This is a genomic window from Bradyrhizobium sp. A5, assembly GCF_042076515.1.
Lineage (GTDB): Bacteria > Pseudomonadota > Alphaproteobacteria > Rhizobiales > Xanthobacteraceae > Bradyrhizobium > Bradyrhizobium cosmicum.
Map to the genome: position 1 here is coordinate 4,315,304 of NZ_CP148990.1, position 16,196 is coordinate 4,331,499.

Consider the following 16,196-nt stretch of genomic DNA (forward strand, 5'->3'; position numbering starts at 1 on the left):
CTTGGCTAGACGAAGCCCAATCGTTCGACGATGGCAAGGATCCAGAACGCGCCGGCCATCAGGAGCGCGACGCCGACCGCGGCGGAGCCCATGTCCTTGACCCGGCCGATCTGCTTGTCATGGTCCATGGTCAGGCGATCGGCGAGCTTCTCGATCGCGGTGTTGAGCAGCTCGACCACCAGCACGAAAGCGACCGCGCACACCAGCTCGACCGCGCGCGTTGCGGTCGAGCCGACGAACCACGCGAGCGGAAGCGACAGCAGCAGCGCGAAAATCTCCTCCCGGACGGCCTGCTCCGAGCGGAACGCAAAGGCAAGACCATTGCGGGAGTTGATCGTGGCCTTCCAGATCCGCAGCAAGGTCCTAGAGCCCCGCTGCGACCGGTACCGGCCTCGCCTTGCCCGCGCGTTCCTGCTTGAGGAGCTCGGCGACCAGGAAAGCCATGTCGATGGACTGCTCGGCGTTGAGCCTGGGATCGCACACCGTGTGATAGCGGTCGTTGAGATCCTCGTCGGTGATGGCGCGGGCGCCGCCGATACATTCGGTGACGTCCTGGCCGGTCATCTCCAGATGCACGCCGCCGGCATGGGTGCCTTCCGCCGCGTGGATGGTGAAGAACGACTTCACCTCGGACAGGACGCGGTCGAACGGCCGCGTCTTGTAGCCCGACGTGGACGTGATGGTGTTACCGTGCATGGGATCGCACGACCAGACCACGACCCTGCCCTCGCGCTTCACGGCGCGGATCAGGCCCGGCAGATGGTCGGCGACCTTGTCGGAGCCGAAGCGGTTGATCAGCGTCAGCCGGCCCGGCTCGTTGTCCGGGTTGAGCACGTCGATCAGCTTGAGCAGCTCGTCGGGCTTGAGCGACGGGCCGCACTTCAGGCCGATCGGGTTCTTGATGCCGCGGAAATATTCGACGTGGGCATGGTCGAGCTGACGGGTGCGATCGCCGATCCAGATCATGTGGCCGGAGGTCGCGTACCAGTCGCCAGTGGTGGAATCGACGCGGGTCATGGCCTGCTCGTAGCCGAGCAGCAGCGCCTCGTGGCTGGTGTAGAAATCGGTGGCGCGCAGCTCGGGATGGCTCTCGAGGTCGAGGCCGCAGGCACGCATGAAATTGAGCGCGTCCGAGATGCGGTCGGCCAGCTCCTTGTAACGGCGGGACTGCGGGCTATCCTTCAGGAAGCCGAGCATCCACTCATGCACGCTGCCCAGATTGGCGTAGCCGCCGGTCGCAAACGCGCGGAGCAGATTCAGCGTCGCGGCCGACTGGCGATAGGCCATCAACTGACGCTGCGGATCCGGCACCCGCGCTTCCTTCGTGAAGGCGATGTCGTTGACGATGTCGCCGCGATAGCTCGGCAGCTCGACGCCGCCGATCTTCTCGGTCGGCGAGGAGCGCGGCTTGGCGAACTGGCCGGCGATGCGGCCGACCTTCACCACCGGCACGGCGCCGGCATAGGTCAGCACCACCGCCATCTGCAGCAGCACGCGGAAGAAGTCGCGGATGTTGTTGGCGCCGTGCTCGGCAAAGCTCTCGGCGCAGTCGCCGCCCTGGAGCATGAAGGCCTCGCCGGCCGCCACGCGCGCTAAGGCCCTCTTCAGATTGCGTGCCTCGCCCGCGAACACCAGCGGCGGAAAGGTCGCAAGCTGCGCCTCGACGTCGGCCAAAGCCTTGGCGTCGGGATAATCGGGCACCTGGAGCACCGGCTTGCTGCGCCAGGACTCGGGCGTCCACCGCTCGGACATCGCAATCTCTCCGTGAAGCAAAAAACACAACCTGATCTGTGGGTTGCGAGGGCCGCCTTATACACAGGCTGGCCCCGCCCCGCCAGTTGTAAATCCATTTCGCACTGCAAACCCTTGCGGGAAAAGCTGAATTCGCATTTGCTAGGGGCGGTAGAAGAAACTGGCAGCACACCCTCCAGCCATGGACGCCGCACCGGACGACGTTTTCATCGACGAGATCAGCTTCCCGGCGACCGACGGGTATGCGCTGACCGGCACCCTGTTCCTGCCGCGCGGCGCCAAGCGCCACGCCGTGCTGATCAATTCGGCCACCGCCGTCCCGCGAAAGATCTACCGCGGCTTTGCCTCCTACCTTGCCCATCGCGGCTGCGCGGTCCTCACTTACGACTATCGCGGCATTGGCGACTCCCGCCAGCCGGCGATGGTCGGCTACAACCAGCCGAAATCGCTGGTCGGCTTCAAGGCCTCGATGTCGGACTGGGCCACGCAGGACGTCACCGCCGCAGTGCGCTGGATGCGCGAGCGCTACACCACCCTGCCCCTTGCCTATGTCGGCCATTCCTTCGGCGGCCAGGCGCTCGGGCTGATTGCGAACAACACGGAAATATCGCGCGCCGCGTTCGTGGCCTCGCAGGCCGCGACCTGGCGGCTGATGACGTCGCCGGAGAAATACCGCGTCTTCGCCTTCATGAACCTCATTGGCGTACCGCTCGCCCACGCGCTCGGCTACGCACCGGGCGGGGTCGGCATCGGCGAGGACCTGCCCAAGGGTGTCTTCCTGCAGTGGGCCGACTGGGTCTCGAGTCCGCGCTATCTCTTCGATTCAAAGCTGCCCGCGCTGGAGAATTTCGCGAAGTTCAAGGGCGAGCTGCGCGCGCTGTGCTTCTCCGACGATCCCTGGGCGACGCGGCCGGCGGTCGAGCTGCTTACGGGCGGGTTCAGCGCGATCAAACCGGAGGTGTTGACGGTGAAGCCGTCCGACGTCGGCGCCAAGGCGATCGGCCATTTCGGCTTCTTCCGCCCCGAGCACCGCGACACGCTGTGGCGCGGCGTAGCGGAATGGATCCAGGCGGAGTGACGTTAGCGGATGATCGTCGTCAGAGACGAGTAGCGCCTGTTCGGCCTGGCTTCGCTCGGCGCGAATTGCGCAAAGGCGTCCCTGACGCGCACCGCCGGCGGCGTATCGCCGGCGAAGCGAAACTCCTTCGGCCGGGGCGCGTAATGACTGGCGCTGTAATAGGTGTCGTCGAAACGCGCCTCGCCGACGCCGAACACTGCGTCGCACACGAACAAGAGCGCGTAGACTCCCGCTATCGCGGCGACGATCTCCCTGACAACTGACATTCTGATGCCCCACCCTTTGCAGGCAGGATGCACGTCGGTTGCAAAACCCAGGTTTAAGGCGCTGCGGGACTTGTCGGGAGAGTTTGCAGCCGCTGAGCGGATTGCAGATAATTTTAGCGATCTTGAAAAACGATGCCGTGCTTGCGGCAGGTCACGGGACCCTCCATGCGGTGATGCGGCAGGCCGCACTCTCCTTGTCCGCAACGGGCAGGAGTGGCAATCTCTGATGCAATTGGCCCAAGAGATCCGATCATGCCGCGCGCGAGCGCAAATTCACGTCCCCAACTGAGCGTTCGCATCGATCTTGACGACCGGGGCCGCATCGGCCCCGGGGAGATCGAGCTGCTGGAGCAGATCCGGGAACACGGCTCGATCTCGGCGGCCGGCCGGGCGATGGACATGTCCTACAAGCGCGCCTGGGATCTCGGGGACGAGATCAACCGCATTTGCGGTCGCGCTGCGGTCGAACCGCAGGCGGGCGGCAAGAATGGCGGCGGCGCGATGCTCACCACATTCGGCGCGCCCCTGATCGCGCGGTACCGCAAGATCGAGCGCGACGCCGCGCGCGCGGTGCGCAAGGAACTGACGGCGCTCAAGTCGGACATCGCACGCTCGCGAAAGTCCTGACAGGCTCAGATCACCGGCGCGTCCTTCAGCGCCGAGATGACCTGCTCGCCTTGCGTGGTCAGGCGATAGGTCACGAGCGGACGGCTCGACGGCGGCTTGCGGGCGACTTCGACGACATAGCCGCGCACCATCAGGGCTTCGAAGCTGCCGTAATAGCCGAACATGCTGATCTGGTTCTGCTTGAGCAGCTTGAACTCGCGCAAGAGACGAATCTCGTTGCCCGAAAGCAGCGACCGCCGCACACGCTGCACGAACTGCGCGCGCTGCTCGAACCAGACCTGATCGGGCAATTCGCGCGAGACCAACGCCGGGTCGCGTTCGCACGGGCGCAGGTCGGGCGCAGCATCGACCGTGACCTCCGGCAGGCGCGGCATGCTGCTGACGACAGCGTCCCTGGCAATATCCAGCAACGCGAGCGGCCAACGCCGCTTGTTGTCCACCATGACCGGCGGCGGCACGACATTGTCGCGCACCAATTGCTCGAAGCGTCCGGCGGTCACGCCGACATAGGCCGCGGCCCGACGGCGGTCGACCATGCGGGTGTCGCGCACGACCTCGCAAGCAACGTTCTTGTCCACCCCAAAATCCCCTGGCGCGTCGTTGCGCAGGCCCGGCGTCTCCCCGGCAAGGCCGGCCAAGCCGGCGGCAACCTAGGGGGGACAGCCGCTCTCGAAAAGCAGAGAATTTCGCACATGTTGATGCCGTTTCGGCAACAGCTATAATCGGACCGGGGATCCCATGCGCTTTCACTCACCATCCATCCAATATTTCCACGCGGTCCGCCGCACCGGCTCGATCCGCGCCGCGGCGCGCGTCCTGAACGTCGCCTCGTCGGCGGTGAGCCGCCAAATTCTCAAGCTCGAACAAGAAGTTGGATCGCCTCTCTTCGAGCGCAATGCGCGCGGCCTGACCCTGACCACGGTCGGCGAGATGCTGGCCCGGCACGTCATGAACGTGCTCCAGGACCTCGACCGCTTCCGCTCGGACGTCGCGTCACTCTCTGGTGCCTGGCACGGCACGGTCAGCATCGCCTGCATCGAGTCCCTGACCGAGTCGGTGCTGCCAGACCTGATCGCCTCGCATCGCGGCCGCGCCCGGCGCGTCAGCTTCACCACCGAGGTGAAAGGATCATCGGACGTGCTGGAAGCGCTCAGCCGCGGCGAGGCCGACATCGGCATCGCCATGGCGCTGCGGCATCCGCCGGACCTGCGCCAAGTCGCCTTGAAGCGGTTTCGCCTCGGCGCCGTCGTCGCCCGCGAACATCCGCTGGCGCGTCGCAAGACGGTCACGCTGGCACAATGCCTCGCCTTTCCCGTCATCAACGCACTGCCGGAGCTGTCGATTTATCACCTGCTCCAGCCGCTGATCGCTCAGCTCCCGGAAACGCCGGAGCCGGCAATCCAGGCCAACTCGATCGACCTGATGCGCGAGCTCGCCGCGCGTGGCGTCGGCGTCGCCTTCCAGACCCAGCTCGGCATCGGCCGCCTGTCGCGCGAGAGCCAGCTCGTGTTCCTGCCGCTCGACAATGCCGGGAGCCCGGTCTGGTCGGACCTCGGCATCTATGTCCGCGCCGAGCGCACCCTGCCCGCCTACACCGAGTCATTTCTTCAAGAGCTCGTGCGTGAGCTCGGCGAGCGCGAGCGGCGGGAGAACGCGGCCTATCCGCAAGTCGCGTAATGAAGCCCGACAGTAGTTTCCCGGGATAGGGCCGATGGTCGGCCATCTGGTACCCTTCGCGCCCGTTTAACCCCAGAGGACTCCAAATTGCCGGTAGCTCGGCTAAAGCCTTCGCGAGTCCTCGGCATCGAGCGCTTTACGGACTTCGGGGAATTTCGCGCCAACGATGTGCTGGGCCTCGGCACGAGCGTGCCGCTCCAGCCGCGAGATTTCTCCTTGTCGCGCGCGATCCTTCCGCTCCAGGACGGGCTTTTCGTGCTCCAGCGCGCCTTCGCCCGCCAGCTCGAGGTCGATGTCGGCACCGATCAGGGCGTCGGCCTCGTGGTCCCGTTCTGCTTTCACTCCATCTCCAACGGCCGCGAGATCGACAATTCGACGGTGAGTGTCATACGCGGCAGGGTTCCCATCAAATCTGTCGAGCGCCAGCCCAATACTTACCTGATGATGCGCTTCAACTCGGACATGCGCCATCGCGGATGGGCGGATTACGACAGCGGGCTCGGCTTCTTCCGCACTGACGACGCGCCGATGGCGCGGTTGCGCGCTACGATGCTGAATATGTTTTGCCTGGCCTCGGAACACGGCGATCCCCGGCAGTTTGAAGCGCTCAACCGGCCGATCCAGGAAACCTTGCTCGACTGCCTCGACGCTGCGCTCGTGCCGGCGGACGGGCTGGCTGCGCGGCGCGGGACGTTCGACAAGCACCGCAAGCTGATCGCGCGGCTCGACGAAGTCGTCGCGCTGTTCGGCAGCAAGCCGCTCTACAGCGACGACCTCGCCCGCGCGCTCGGCGTATCCGTGCGCACACTCCAGACCGCGACCCACGCCGTGCATGGCGTAAGCCTGCATCATTATCTCAGGCTCAAGCGCCTGTGGTCCACCCGTATCCAGCTCATGACCGGCGGCGCCGGATTGAGCGTCAAGGCCGCGGCGCTCGGCAACGGCTTCTGGCACCTCGGCGACTTCTCGCGGGGTTACAAGATGACGTTCGGCGAAGCGCCGTCCGAGACGCTGGCGCGGGGCCGGCGTCTCTGAGCGCGGCCCGATCGCACCTCAGCCGTGACCGGCCTTGCGGTGCCCGCTATCGCTGAGACGGTCGACCCAGGCGATGCCGATCGCCGAGATGATGAAGGTCAGGTGGATCAGCACCTGCCACATCACGCCGCTCTCGGTGAAATTGCTGCGCGTCGTGCCTAGATTACCGGCCTCGATGAAGGTCCGCAGCAGCGAGATCGAGGAGATGCCGATGATCGCCATCGCCAGCTTGATCTTGAGCACGCTGGCGTTGACGTGACTGAGCCATTCCGGCTCGTCGGGATGACCGCTCAGGTTCAGCCGGGAGACGAAAGTCTCGTAGCCGCCGACGATCACCATGATCAGAAGGTTCGAGATCATGACGACGTCGATCAGCCCGAGCACGACCAGCATGATCTGCTGCTCGCTGGCGTCGAACGAGTGCAGGACCAGGTGCCAGAGCTCTTTCAAGAACAGCAGCACATAGACGGCCTGCGCGACGATGAGGCCGATATAGAGCGGCACCTGCAGCCAGCGCGAGCCAAAGATGACCTGGGCAAACAGGCCGATCGGCGGCGGCGGCAAAGGCGCGGCTGAAGGTGCTTTGGGTTCAGACGTCATCGATCACTCCGGAGCGCGGGCTGGAAACGTCACCTCAGAGACTCGCGATCACGGGCGCGAGCTCGAGCGAGCCCCGATAGATCATTTCGAAGGCGACGTAAACGATGATGGCAAGACCGACATAGGCGATCCAGCGCTGCTTCTGGAGCACGCGGCCGAGCAGGTCGGCGGCCACGCCCATCAGCCCGACCGATAAGAGCAGGCCGAAGGCGAGAATATAGGGATGCTCGCGCGCGGCGCCGGCGACCGCAAGCACGTTGTCGAGCGACATCGAGATGTCGGCTGCGACAATCTGCGCCGCCGCCTGCCCGAAGGTCTTGCGCGGCGCCGGCGCGCCGCTCGCGCCGCCGCCATGGCTGAACGCAAGCTCGCTGGACTGCGCGGCCTGCTCGCGCAGCTCGCGCCACATCTTCCAGCAGACCCACAGCAGCAGAACGCCGCCGGCAAGCAGCAGGCCGATCACCTGCAGAAGCTGGGTCGCCACGCCTGCAAAAACGATGCGCAAGCCGGTGGCGGCAATGATGCCGACGACGATGGCGCGGCGGCGTTGCTCGGCCGGCAGGCCCGCGGCGGCAAGGCCGATGACGACGGCATTGTCGCCGGCCAGTACGAGGTCGATCAGGATGACCTGGAGCAGCGCGGACAGCGCGTCGGCAGTGACGAATTCAAACATGTTTGATCATTTTTTCGGTGCGGACGGATCGAGCCAATGCGGCTTCTTCCGCTCGATCCAGTCGAAGACCTTTGAACGGGAGGTGCGCAACGCGGGCACGTCCTCGGCGAGCAGTGCAAGTCCCAGCGGCAGCATCCAGACGCCGAGCACGGGCAGGAACGACAGCACGCCGCCGACGACGAGCAGCGCACCCGAGGGGATCCTCACCCAGCGGCTGGACGGTTTGAGCAGGTAGGAGACGGTGTCGCCCACACGGGACGGCATGCGATCGACGAGCTTGTCGAGGCGCGGGTCACCGCCGGCCATCTGGCCGGTGCTGCGCTTGGTTGCCGTCGTACGTTCGTCCGATACTGCGCTCATGTTGGCTCCATCAAGCGGTGCGTTATTCGGCGCGCACCGCGTTCGGCGTGACCTGCTTGGCCCGCGGCAACACCAGCGTCAGCAGGCGTAACAGCTTGATCGCCTGCACTTCGTGGGGATGCACGTCCTCATCCGCAGCCGCAACGCGCTCCGACAGCTCCATCAGATGCGACGAGATCGGGAGATTCGAGACGGGCCGCAGAGTGTCGATCACCACATTGGCAAAGTCCGGCTCCTCGAGTCGTTCCGCCAGTTCGTCGAATATCGCAAACAGGCGATCGTCACTCATGTGCGGCGCCAATCCGCGATCACGGATGAAACGGATCACCTCGTCGCGCTCGACCGGCGAGACGCGACGGTCGGCGACCGCGACGAGCGCGCCGGCAATCACCAGAGCGACCGCAGCCTGCTCATTGAGGCGAGTGGGTTCTGTGATCTCGGGCTCGATCGGATTGGAAGTGGCGGCGTCGGACATCATAGCTCCTCAACATTGCGAAATGACCGCGCGGAGCTGCGATGGGGACGATTGGGTCGGAGGGAACAGAGAAGGCCCGACGATCGGCCGATCCATCGCATTCGCGCGGGACAGGTCATCCGACATCGCGAGGTTTGCCGACATTATCGGCAGCCTCGCCAGAGGGGCCCGGATTCTTGTTCGTTTCAGAGATAAAGATGGGTGCGCCGGAATCAAGGCGGCGGCACTGCGACCAGCCGCCGCATCGGGTTCCATGTTGCTGGATTTGGTTAAGCAATTGCGCGCGTCGACGGAGCGCGAATCGCTGCCTCAATTCACCTGCTCGACAAGATGCGCGCGCGACGGCGCAGGATCGAACCGCTCACCGAAATATTGCGTCTCGTGCGCCACCAACCCGTCGCGGAATTCCATGATGCTCACCACGTAGGAGGGCACGCCGTCGTAGCTCAGAACAAATTCGCTCACCCAGAGATCACCACCGCCGACGATCCGCCGAACCGTGAAGCGCTTGCTGTTCGGCTGCACGAAGCGGCTCTCCTGAATCTTCCGGCGGCCGCGGATGCGCTCGCCGGACTGCGGATAGTCGAGCACCGCATCCTCGCGGTAGAGGTCGTGCTCGGCCTCGAAATCGTTCGCATCCGAAGCAGCCCAATGGCGCTGGAGCGCCGCCAGTGTGACTTGATCGTCCATCTCGATCTCCCGTTTTGCGTCTCTGCCCCCAACATCGAGGCGCGGGCAGCCGGCGACGAGGCCGTCTAGCAACGTCTAACAACGACTAACGGGCCTAAAGCCCGACTTGGATGCAGATTGGCATTGCAGCGATCTGGAATCCGCCAGTGCCGCGCCCGTCACGCCGGGAAACACCTATGGCCAGTCTGCTCTCTGTCAATGTCGGCATGCCGCGCGACATCGCATGGCAAGGCAAAACCGTACACACCGGCATCTGGAAGACGCCCGTCGAAGGCCCGCGCAGGGTGCGCCGGCTCAACGTCGACGGCGACGGCCAGGGCGATACGGCAGGTCATGGCGGCGAGCAGCGCGCCGTCTACGTCTATCAGCGCGAGTCCTATCTGTTCTGGCAAAAGCATCTGGGGCGATCGAACCTGGTTCCTGGACAATTCGGCGAGAATTTCACTGTCGATGGCCTCGCCGACACCGACGTCTGCATCGGAGACCGCTACAGGATCGGCTCTGCCGTTTTCGAGGTGACCCAGCCGCGCGTCACCTGCTACCGGCTCGGCATTCGCATGGAGGAGCCTGACATGGCCGCGCTGCTCGTCAGGCACGGCCGACCTGGCTTTTATTTGCGCGTGATCGAGGAAGGCGACGTGGAAGCCGGTGACGAGATCACGCGGGTCGCAGATGGCCCCGAGCGCATGAGCGTGTCCGAGATCAACGCCCTGCTCTACCTGCCGCCCCACCCGCGCGAGCGACTCGAGCGCGCGCTGCGCATTCCGGCGCTGAGCCGCGGCTGGCGGCATTCGTTCGAGGCGCTGCTCGCGCAGCAGCACAACGACAAGACGGCCGCGGGAAATGCCGGTCTGGGCCCGACAGCAAGCCCACCGCCGGCCTGGCATGGATTCCGCCCGTTCCGCGTCTCGCGCAGGATTTCCGAAAGCGGCACTGTGACGTCGCTGATCCTCGATCCCACGGACCAACATCCCGTCGCCGCCGCCCTGCCCGGCCAGTTCATCGTCGTACGGCTCGGACCGTCGGCGGCACCCGCGATGACTCGCAGCTATTCGCTGTCGAGCCACTCCGATGCCGCGTCCTATCGCGTCAGTATCAAGCGGGAGGCACACGGGGCAGCCAGTCAATATATCGCGGACGAACTCCGGATTGGCGACGTCGTCGAGGTCGGCGCGCCACGCGGGAGTTTCACGCTGCGCCAGGACGCGCGGCCGGTTGTCTTGCTGAGTGCCGGCATCGGCGCGACGCCGGTGCTCGCCATGCTCCAGGCGCTTGCCGCGGAAGGAGCGACACGAGAGGTTTGGTGGCTGCATGGCACCCGCAACGGCCACGAACACGCATTCGCCGCGGAGGTGCGCGGGCTGCTGACTGGGCTCGCTCACCATCGCAGCCACATCTGCTACAGCGCGCCCGATCCCGGCGATCGCGCCGGGACGGATTTCGACACCATTGGACATCTGGATGCTCGCTTGCTCCAAAGCCTCAACGTGCCGCGCGACGCTGACTTCTATATCTGCGGACCGGCTGCATTCATGACCGATCTTGCGGCGGGTCTCGGCGCTTTAGGCATCGCGCCGGATCACATCTACACCGAGCTGTTCGGCACCAAGCCTTCACTGACGCCGGGTATTGCAGCCGCGCCCAAGATTGCCGCACATCTGCCGGCTGGAGCCCTCGGCCCGGGTCCGATGGTAAGTTTCGTCCGCAGCGGCCTCAATGTCTGCTGGGGTCCGTCCTATGCCAGCCTGCTCGAGCTCGCCGAAGCGTGCGACGTGCCGGTGCGCTGGTCGTGCCGGACGGGCGTGTGCCACAATTGCGAGAGCGGGCTCGTGGCCGGCGAAGTCAGCTATGCGCCGGATCCGCTCGACCCAGCGGCGGACGGAAATGTCCTGATCTGTTGTGCGCGGCCCGAGGGCGACGTCGTCGTCGATCTGTGAAAGCATCGGCATATTCAAAACTGACATGGGAGGGCTTGATGCGTACTGACATGGTGCCGGGAGTGTCTTTCCCGGATTACGAGCTCAGCGACCATACCGGCAAACACCGCAAGCTCTCGGAGTTGCAAGGAGGCGACCCCATGGTGGTCGTTCTCGGCCGTGGCGGCTTTTGTCCAAAGGACCGACGGCAGGCCGAAGGACTGCTGCAACTCCATCGGGAGATGGAAGTCGGCTATTGCCGGATGGTGACGATCACTACCGATAATATCACCCAGACGAACGAGTATCGCAGCGGCGTCGGGGCGCACTGGCCCTTCCTGTCCGATTCCCGGCGGATCATTCAGAAGGATCTCGACATCGCCGAATACACCGATCCCGTCCACAATCCGATGATCCCGCACGTCGTCGTGCTGGAGCCCCGCCTCGTCATTCACCAGGTCTACAACGGCTACTGGTTCTTCGGGCGTCCGACCGTCGAAGAGCTTCGCCAGGACCTGCGAGCCGTCACCATGAAATGCCGCCCGGACTGGGACATCACGGCCCGCGGTCTCAAGACGTTATGGGACCAGGGCCGCAAGGAGCACTTTTATCCCTACGGCAAGGCTTACGTCGAAACTCTCGGCGAACGGGATTAGCCCTCGGCCTCGTTGCGCCGGCGCTGGGCGTATTCAGCGCCCCATCCGAGGCCGAGCGTCACGGAAATCAGCGTGCCGAGCAGCACGCCGAGCTTCGCAGCATCCAGCAGCTTGTCGTCGGTGAACGCGAGCATCGCGATGAAGATCGACATGGTGAAGCCGATGCCGGCCAAAAGCCCGATCAGGCAAACGCCGCCCCATGACACGCCTGGAGCGAGACGGCACCAGCCGGTGCGCACCGCCAGCCACGTTGCACCGATCACGCCGACAGGCTTGCCCGCACACAGGGCCAGGGCGACACCGAGTGTCACGAACTGTGCACCGCCGGAGAGCTCCGTGCTCGCGAAGCCGACACCGGCATTTGCCAGCGCGAACAGCGGCATGATTCCGTAAGCGACCCAGGGATGCAGCGCGGTCTCGACACGAATGACGGGCGGGACGATCTCTGGGCTGGCCGATCGCACCGACGTGATCAGGCCAAGCACGACACCGGCCAGCGTCGGATGAACCCCGGCCATGAGGAAGCCCGCCCAGACGATAAACCCAGGCACCACATAGGCGTACGCCGAACCAAGTCCGATCCACTGAAAGCCAAGCACGATCAGAACGCCGAGCGCTGCGACGGCGAAGCCGTTGAGATCGAGTCCGCTGGTGTAGAACGCCGCGATGATGAGAACCGCGATGATGTCGTCGATGATGGCGAGCGCCAGCAAAAAGACCCGGACATTGCCCGGGATCGATTTTCCGAGCAGCGCGAGCACGCCCACGGCGAAAGCGATGTCGGTTGCTGTCGGGATCGCCCAGCCCTGGTCGCGCCCGGGAGCGGCGTTGAAGCTCAGGTAGATCAGCGCGGGAACGACGACACCGCCGACAGCCGCGAGCACCGGCAGAATGGCCTGATCAAACCGGCTCAGTGCGCCCTCGTGGATCTCGCGGCGGATCTCCATGCCGACGACCAGAAAGAAGATCGTCATCAAGGCGTCGTTGATCCAGAAATGCAGCGGCCTCTCGAAGGCGAACTCGCCGAGGCGAAGCGGAATCTCCAGGTGCCAGAGATCATGATACGAATCGGCGAAGGGTGAGTTGGCCCAGAGCAGCGCAGCCGCTGCGGCCACGAGCAGCACGATGCCGCTGACGGCCTCGACATGCAGGAATTGCTGGAGTGTGGAAAGCGCCCGCTCAACGAAAAGAGGTGTTTTGGGCAGGTCCCTGCGGGGCAGTTGGTCGTTCATGGGCACACGCATCCTGCGTGGCGGCCCGACCATCGCTTGACCTGTCGCTGCCACATGCAGCGAGCACCCGGACGTGTTCTACACGGCGCCGGGCGTAAGGCAACCCCGCTCCACGCGCATATGCGTCCAGCCCATGCGGGGGAACTCCGGCGCGCTAAGGATCGTTGGTGCACCTCACGACACATCCTGACAGGAACCCATGGGGCGCTGGATCGCATACCGGAGCGAGACGACATCGTGCGAGCCTGACGTCACCGAGCATTCGCTGATTGCGCAAAGCATCCGCTCGCTGCAATCGATAGCGGGCTCGAATGGCGATGGCTTCGGTCTCGGCTGGTACGGCGAGCACCCGGAGCCTGGGCTTTATCGCGAGACGCGCCCCGCCTGGTCGGATGAAAACCTCCGCGACCTCTGCCGCCATCTCCGCTCGCACCTGTTCTTCGCCCATGTGCGCGCCGCCACCGGCACGGCGGTAACGCGGCAGAACTGTCATCCCTTCGCCCGCAGCCAGTGGATGTTCATGCACAACGGCTTCGTCGGCAGCTGGAATCGCCTGCGGCGGAAGGTCGAGGCGCTGATCCCCGACGCCTACTATCCGTCGCGGCTGGGCTCGACGGACTCCGAAGCCGTGTTCCTCGCCATCATGGGCGCAGGTCTCGACAGCGATCCGGTCGGCGCGACGCACCGCGTGCTCCGATCGCTTGCCGGTCTCGTCAACGAAGGCCAGCGGCTGCGCTTCACCAGCGCGGTCGCGAACGGTCGCGATCTCTACGGCCGCTGTTCATCGCGCTGGGCACGTCCTCCCCGTTCCGGAATTCCCACAAGACGGGACTGAAGGCTACCGGCTGGCGGCCGATAGCGAGCTGCCGCGCACCGGACACCTGCACCTTCGTCGACGACGCCGTCGCGATCGCCTCGCTCTATCGCTGCCTGACACGGCACCTCTATCTGCGGCCTCATCTGTCGAAGGAAGTCACCGTCGTCGCGCGCGCGATCGCGGTCGAGAACAAATGGCGCGCCCAGCGCTACGGCACCGACTGCATCTTTGCTTCCAAGGATGGTCCGGTCACGATCTCCGAGCTGCTCACGCGCATCATCGACGACACCGCGGAGGACGCGGCCACGCTGAACTGCGCCGCGGAGGTCGAGCACTGCCGGACCATCGTGGAACGCGGCAGCTCGGCCGAGCTCCAGCTTCGCGCCTATCGCGAAAACGGCGACGACATCGCATCGGTGTCACGATGGATTGCTACAGCTACGATCTCGGGAACGAGCGCTCCGGTCGGGCGCAGTGCTCAGGCGCCGGCATAGCGTCCGCACAAGCTTCGAAAACGATAAGGGCGCTGCGGAGTTTGCAGTGGCGTGGAGAAACGCATGACCGACATCACCTGTTGCGCTAGCTGTGGCCACAGCCTGGTCCCCATCCTGTCGAAAAAGGGCTCGACAGAGTTCAGCTGCCTCTGGTGCGAAGGCATCGACGCGCGGACGGTGGACATGGCGAAGTGGGCGGACAGCCCGACCGGCAAGCCGGAACGCGCCGTCGTTCAGTCGTTTGAGTGAACTTCGGACGGCTTGCGGAACTCCTGCCCGTCCGCTTGACGATGTTTCCCGGCCTGTACGATCACGATGCTGAGCAGGTGAGCCAGAAACGAAGTCCGGCCGCATGCGCAGTTCGGTGCTCATCTCGGCGATACAATGGGCGACTTCCTGCGGCCGCGTTTGCGCTCGCCGTTGCCCCGGCTGCACGTTCCCCAACAGGCTTGCCGCCAAATTAGACAGAAGGCGCCAGATTCGCGAGATCGCGCGGGAGGCAAAAGGGGCAAGTCGCCGGCCGAATCGGTCGATCTAACCTTCGGTGCAGCCACTGGATTTTCACTCGCTCTGCCATGGCGCGCGGGGAGATCTCCCACTCTGGAACCGAATTGGCCCAGAATTCGCAAAGCAGCATCAGGCCGTCAGTCTCCGCCCTCCCCGCCAGAACGGGCCCGGATGACCGGCACAGATCGGAGAATGCCATGAACGTGCATGCTGCCGGCGACCTCAAATTCACCGGCCTCACCCGCCCGAACGGCGCGCCGCTTCGCCTCAAAGACCAGGATTTCGTGGCCATCGACCGCGACAAGAATGCGAAGTATGAGGCGACCTACCGGCCGCAGGCACTCTACAACCGCGCCAATGAAGGCTTTCACGCCAACAACGAAACCTTCCTGCTGCACGAAGTCGCGACCAACCTGCCGATCTACCGCCCGGACACCGGCCCCACCGATTTCCATCTTCATCTGCCGCCGGGCGGCTTTCAGCTCGTGCTGGTCACCTCAGGCGCATTCACCTTCGACTACGACGGGCGCTTCTACAATGTCGGTCCCGGCGCGGTAATGCTTCAAAGCGCGATCGTGCACCGCCAGTTGTTCTACACCTGGTCGGGACTGACGACGGAGGAGAACCTGAAGACGGCGCAGACCGTGGTGCCGGACCCGATCTCGATGGGCTATTCGGGCAAATTCCTTGAGGCCTTCATCACCGACCCCACGACCTTTCCGAATCCGACCATCGTCGGTCCGGACCAGATCAACGAGGCCGAGACGCCACGCGTGGCCTGGAATCATCCGCTGCATGATCGCCCGGCGGATGCAGGCTTCTGGCTGCAGGACCCCCTGGCGCTGGATGCGCTGTTCAATCCGCTCACCGACAGCCCGGTCAAGTCGGCCCTGCCGGTCTATGTGCGCGATATCGGCATCGAGATTCCGAGCGGCCACCTCGTCACCGGCCACATCATCGCAACCGACCCGCGCGGCCAGTCGCTGCTGCCGAAGAGCCCGTCGATCGCTGCGGACGCCGCCTTTTTTGCCAAGGGCGAGGTCGTGATCTATCGCGTCATTCGCGGCACGGCCGAGTTCAGGAAGAAGTCCGGAGAGACATTCGAGCTCGCGGCCGGCGACGTCGTGACGGCGGGCAAGGAGTCGGTCAGCCTGATCGGCCTCGGAGAGAACACCCAGGTGCTCCGGCTCGGCCTGCTCAAGGGCATGAACGAGCTGCGCAGCTGGACCCCGACGCAGCGTGACGAGATCGACGGCCTCGCCGGTCAGATCATCACGCAAAAGGACGTTCGTCCCTTGCGGACCGAGGGCAAGCCGGTCGGCTATCTCTACGCGTAGCGCA

The 16,196-nt window shown here is 64.8% G+C and carries 18 protein-coding genes and 2 pseudogenes; 10 read left to right on the plus strand and 10 right to left on the minus strand.

Annotated elements, in window-relative coordinates; genetic code table 11:
* Window positions 1-5: 5 nt before the first annotated feature.
* Both WHZ77_RS20810 and WHZ77_RS20815 read right to left on the minus strand, forming a co-directional pair.
* Window positions 6-359 (minus strand): diacylglycerol kinase, encoded by a 354-nt coding sequence (locus WHZ77_RS20810; RefSeq protein WP_015686935.1) that lies wholly within the window; start codon window positions 357-359, stop codon window positions 6-8.
* A gap of 4 nt (window positions 360-363) precedes the next feature.
* Entirely contained in the window at window positions 364-1,752 is a 1,389-nt protein-coding gene (locus tag WHZ77_RS20815) for a class II 3-deoxy-7-phosphoheptulonate synthase (protein WP_375309648.1), read from the minus strand.
* A 181-nt stretch (window positions 1,753-1,933) separates the two neighbouring features.
* Between WHZ77_RS20815 and WHZ77_RS20820 the strand changes: the two genes are divergently transcribed.
* Window positions 1,934-2,830, plus strand: coding sequence for an alpha/beta fold hydrolase (locus WHZ77_RS20820; RefSeq protein ID WP_375309649.1), 897 nt, complete (start codon window positions 1,934-1,936; stop codon window positions 2,828-2,830).
* A gap of 2 nt (window positions 2,831-2,832) precedes the next feature.
* On the opposite strand, the gene WHZ77_RS20825 is transcribed toward WHZ77_RS20820, so the two are convergent.
* Window positions 2,833-3,096: a hypothetical protein gene (locus WHZ77_RS20825; RefSeq protein ID WP_375309650.1), complete on the minus strand. Its 264-nt coding sequence runs from the start codon at window positions 3,094-3,096 to the stop codon at window positions 2,833-2,835.
* Window positions 3,097-3,348: 252 nt separating this feature from the next.
* Between WHZ77_RS20825 and WHZ77_RS20830 the strand changes: the two genes are divergently transcribed.
* Entirely contained in the window at window positions 3,349-3,723 is a 375-nt protein-coding gene (locus tag WHZ77_RS20830) for a winged helix-turn-helix domain-containing protein (protein ID WP_375309651.1), read from the plus strand.
* A gap of 5 nt (window positions 3,724-3,728) precedes the next feature.
* On the opposite strand, the gene WHZ77_RS20835 is transcribed toward WHZ77_RS20830, so the two are convergent.
* Window positions 3,729-4,301 carry a hypothetical protein gene (locus WHZ77_RS20835; protein WP_375309652.1) on the minus strand — a complete coding sequence of 191 codons (573 nt, stop codon included), beginning with the start codon at window positions 4,299-4,301 and terminating at the stop codon, window positions 3,729-3,731.
* A 160-nt stretch (window positions 4,302-4,461) separates the two neighbouring features.
* Between WHZ77_RS20835 and WHZ77_RS20840 the strand changes: the two genes are divergently transcribed.
* Both WHZ77_RS20840 and WHZ77_RS20845 read left to right on the plus strand, forming a co-directional pair.
* Entirely contained in the window at window positions 4,462-5,400 is a 939-nt protein-coding gene (locus WHZ77_RS20840; protein WP_375309653.1) for a LysR family transcriptional regulator, read from the plus strand.
* Window positions 5,401-5,487: 87 nt separating this feature from the next.
* Window positions 5,488-6,435 carry a helix-turn-helix domain-containing protein gene (locus WHZ77_RS20845; protein WP_375309654.1) on the plus strand — a complete coding sequence of 316 codons (948 nt, stop codon included), beginning with the start codon at window positions 5,488-5,490 and terminating at the stop codon, window positions 6,433-6,435.
* Between the two features lie 18 nt (window positions 6,436-6,453).
* Here WHZ77_RS20845 and WHZ77_RS20850 read toward each other — a convergent pair whose 3' ends face one another.
* From WHZ77_RS20850 to WHZ77_RS20870, 5 genes are all read right to left on the minus strand, one after another.
* Window positions 6,454-7,035, minus strand: coding sequence for a TIGR00645 family protein (locus WHZ77_RS20850; protein ID WP_015686944.1), 582 nt, complete (start codon window positions 7,033-7,035; stop codon window positions 6,454-6,456).
* Between the two features lie 34 nt (window positions 7,036-7,069).
* Window positions 7,070-7,708, minus strand: coding sequence for a TerC family protein (locus tag WHZ77_RS20855; RefSeq protein WP_375309655.1), 639 nt, complete (start codon window positions 7,706-7,708; stop codon window positions 7,070-7,072).
* A gap of 6 nt (window positions 7,709-7,714) precedes the next feature.
* On the minus strand, window positions 7,715-8,068 hold the full coding sequence (locus WHZ77_RS20860) for a hypothetical protein (RefSeq protein ID WP_375309656.1): 354 nt from the start codon (window positions 8,066-8,068) through the stop codon (window positions 7,715-7,717).
* Between the two features lie 22 nt (window positions 8,069-8,090).
* Entirely contained in the window at window positions 8,091-8,543 is a 453-nt protein-coding gene (locus tag WHZ77_RS20865; protein WP_375309657.1) for a TerB family tellurite resistance protein, read from the minus strand.
* A gap of 309 nt (window positions 8,544-8,852) precedes the next feature.
* The gene (locus WHZ77_RS20870) at window positions 8,853-9,233 is read right to left on the minus strand and encodes a nuclear transport factor 2 family protein (RefSeq protein WP_375309658.1); all 381 of its coding nucleotides are present in this window, start codon (window positions 9,231-9,233) and stop codon (window positions 8,853-8,855) included.
* 176 nt (window positions 9,234-9,409) lie between these two features.
* Between WHZ77_RS20870 and WHZ77_RS20875 the strand changes: the two genes are divergently transcribed.
* Window positions 9,410-11,170, plus strand: a complete 1,761-nt coding sequence (locus WHZ77_RS20875; RefSeq protein WP_375309659.1) for an MOSC domain-containing protein — start codon at window positions 9,410-9,412, stop codon at window positions 11,168-11,170.
* 38 nt (window positions 11,171-11,208) lie between these two features.
* A complete protein-coding gene (locus tag WHZ77_RS20880; RefSeq protein ID WP_375309660.1) occupies window positions 11,209-11,805 on the plus strand; it encodes a redoxin domain-containing protein in 597 nt (198 codons plus the stop codon).
* Here WHZ77_RS20880 and nhaA read toward each other — a convergent pair.
* Window positions 11,802-13,037 carry a Na+/H+ antiporter NhaA gene (gene nhaA, locus WHZ77_RS20885; RefSeq protein WP_375309661.1) on the minus strand — a complete coding sequence of 412 codons (1,236 nt, stop codon included), beginning with the start codon at window positions 13,035-13,037 and terminating at the stop codon, window positions 11,802-11,804. The two genes, WHZ77_RS20880 and nhaA, sit on opposite strands and share 4 nt — an antisense overlap.
* Before the next feature lie 199 nt (window positions 13,038-13,236).
* On the opposite strand from nhaA, the pseudogene WHZ77_RS20890 reads away from it, so the two are divergent.
* From WHZ77_RS20890 to WHZ77_RS20905, 4 genes and pseudogenes are all read left to right on the plus strand, one after another.
* Window positions 13,237-13,809: pseudogene (locus tag WHZ77_RS20890) on the plus strand (class II glutamine amidotransferase); the annotation flags it as partial.
* 2 nt (window positions 13,810-13,811) lie between these two features.
* A pseudogene (locus tag WHZ77_RS20895) lies at window positions 13,812-14,348 on the plus strand (carboxylate--amine ligase); the annotation flags it as partial.
* A gap of 63 nt (window positions 14,349-14,411) precedes the next feature.
* Entirely contained in the window at window positions 14,412-14,597 is a 186-nt protein-coding gene (locus WHZ77_RS20900) for a hypothetical protein (RefSeq protein WP_375309662.1), read from the plus strand.
* Window positions 14,598-15,052: 455 nt separating this feature from the next.
* Window positions 15,053-16,192 carry a hypothetical protein gene (locus WHZ77_RS20905; RefSeq protein ID WP_375309663.1) on the plus strand — a complete coding sequence of 380 codons (1,140 nt, stop codon included), beginning with the start codon at window positions 15,053-15,055 and terminating at the stop codon, window positions 16,190-16,192.
* Window positions 16,193-16,196: the final 4 nt, after the last annotated feature.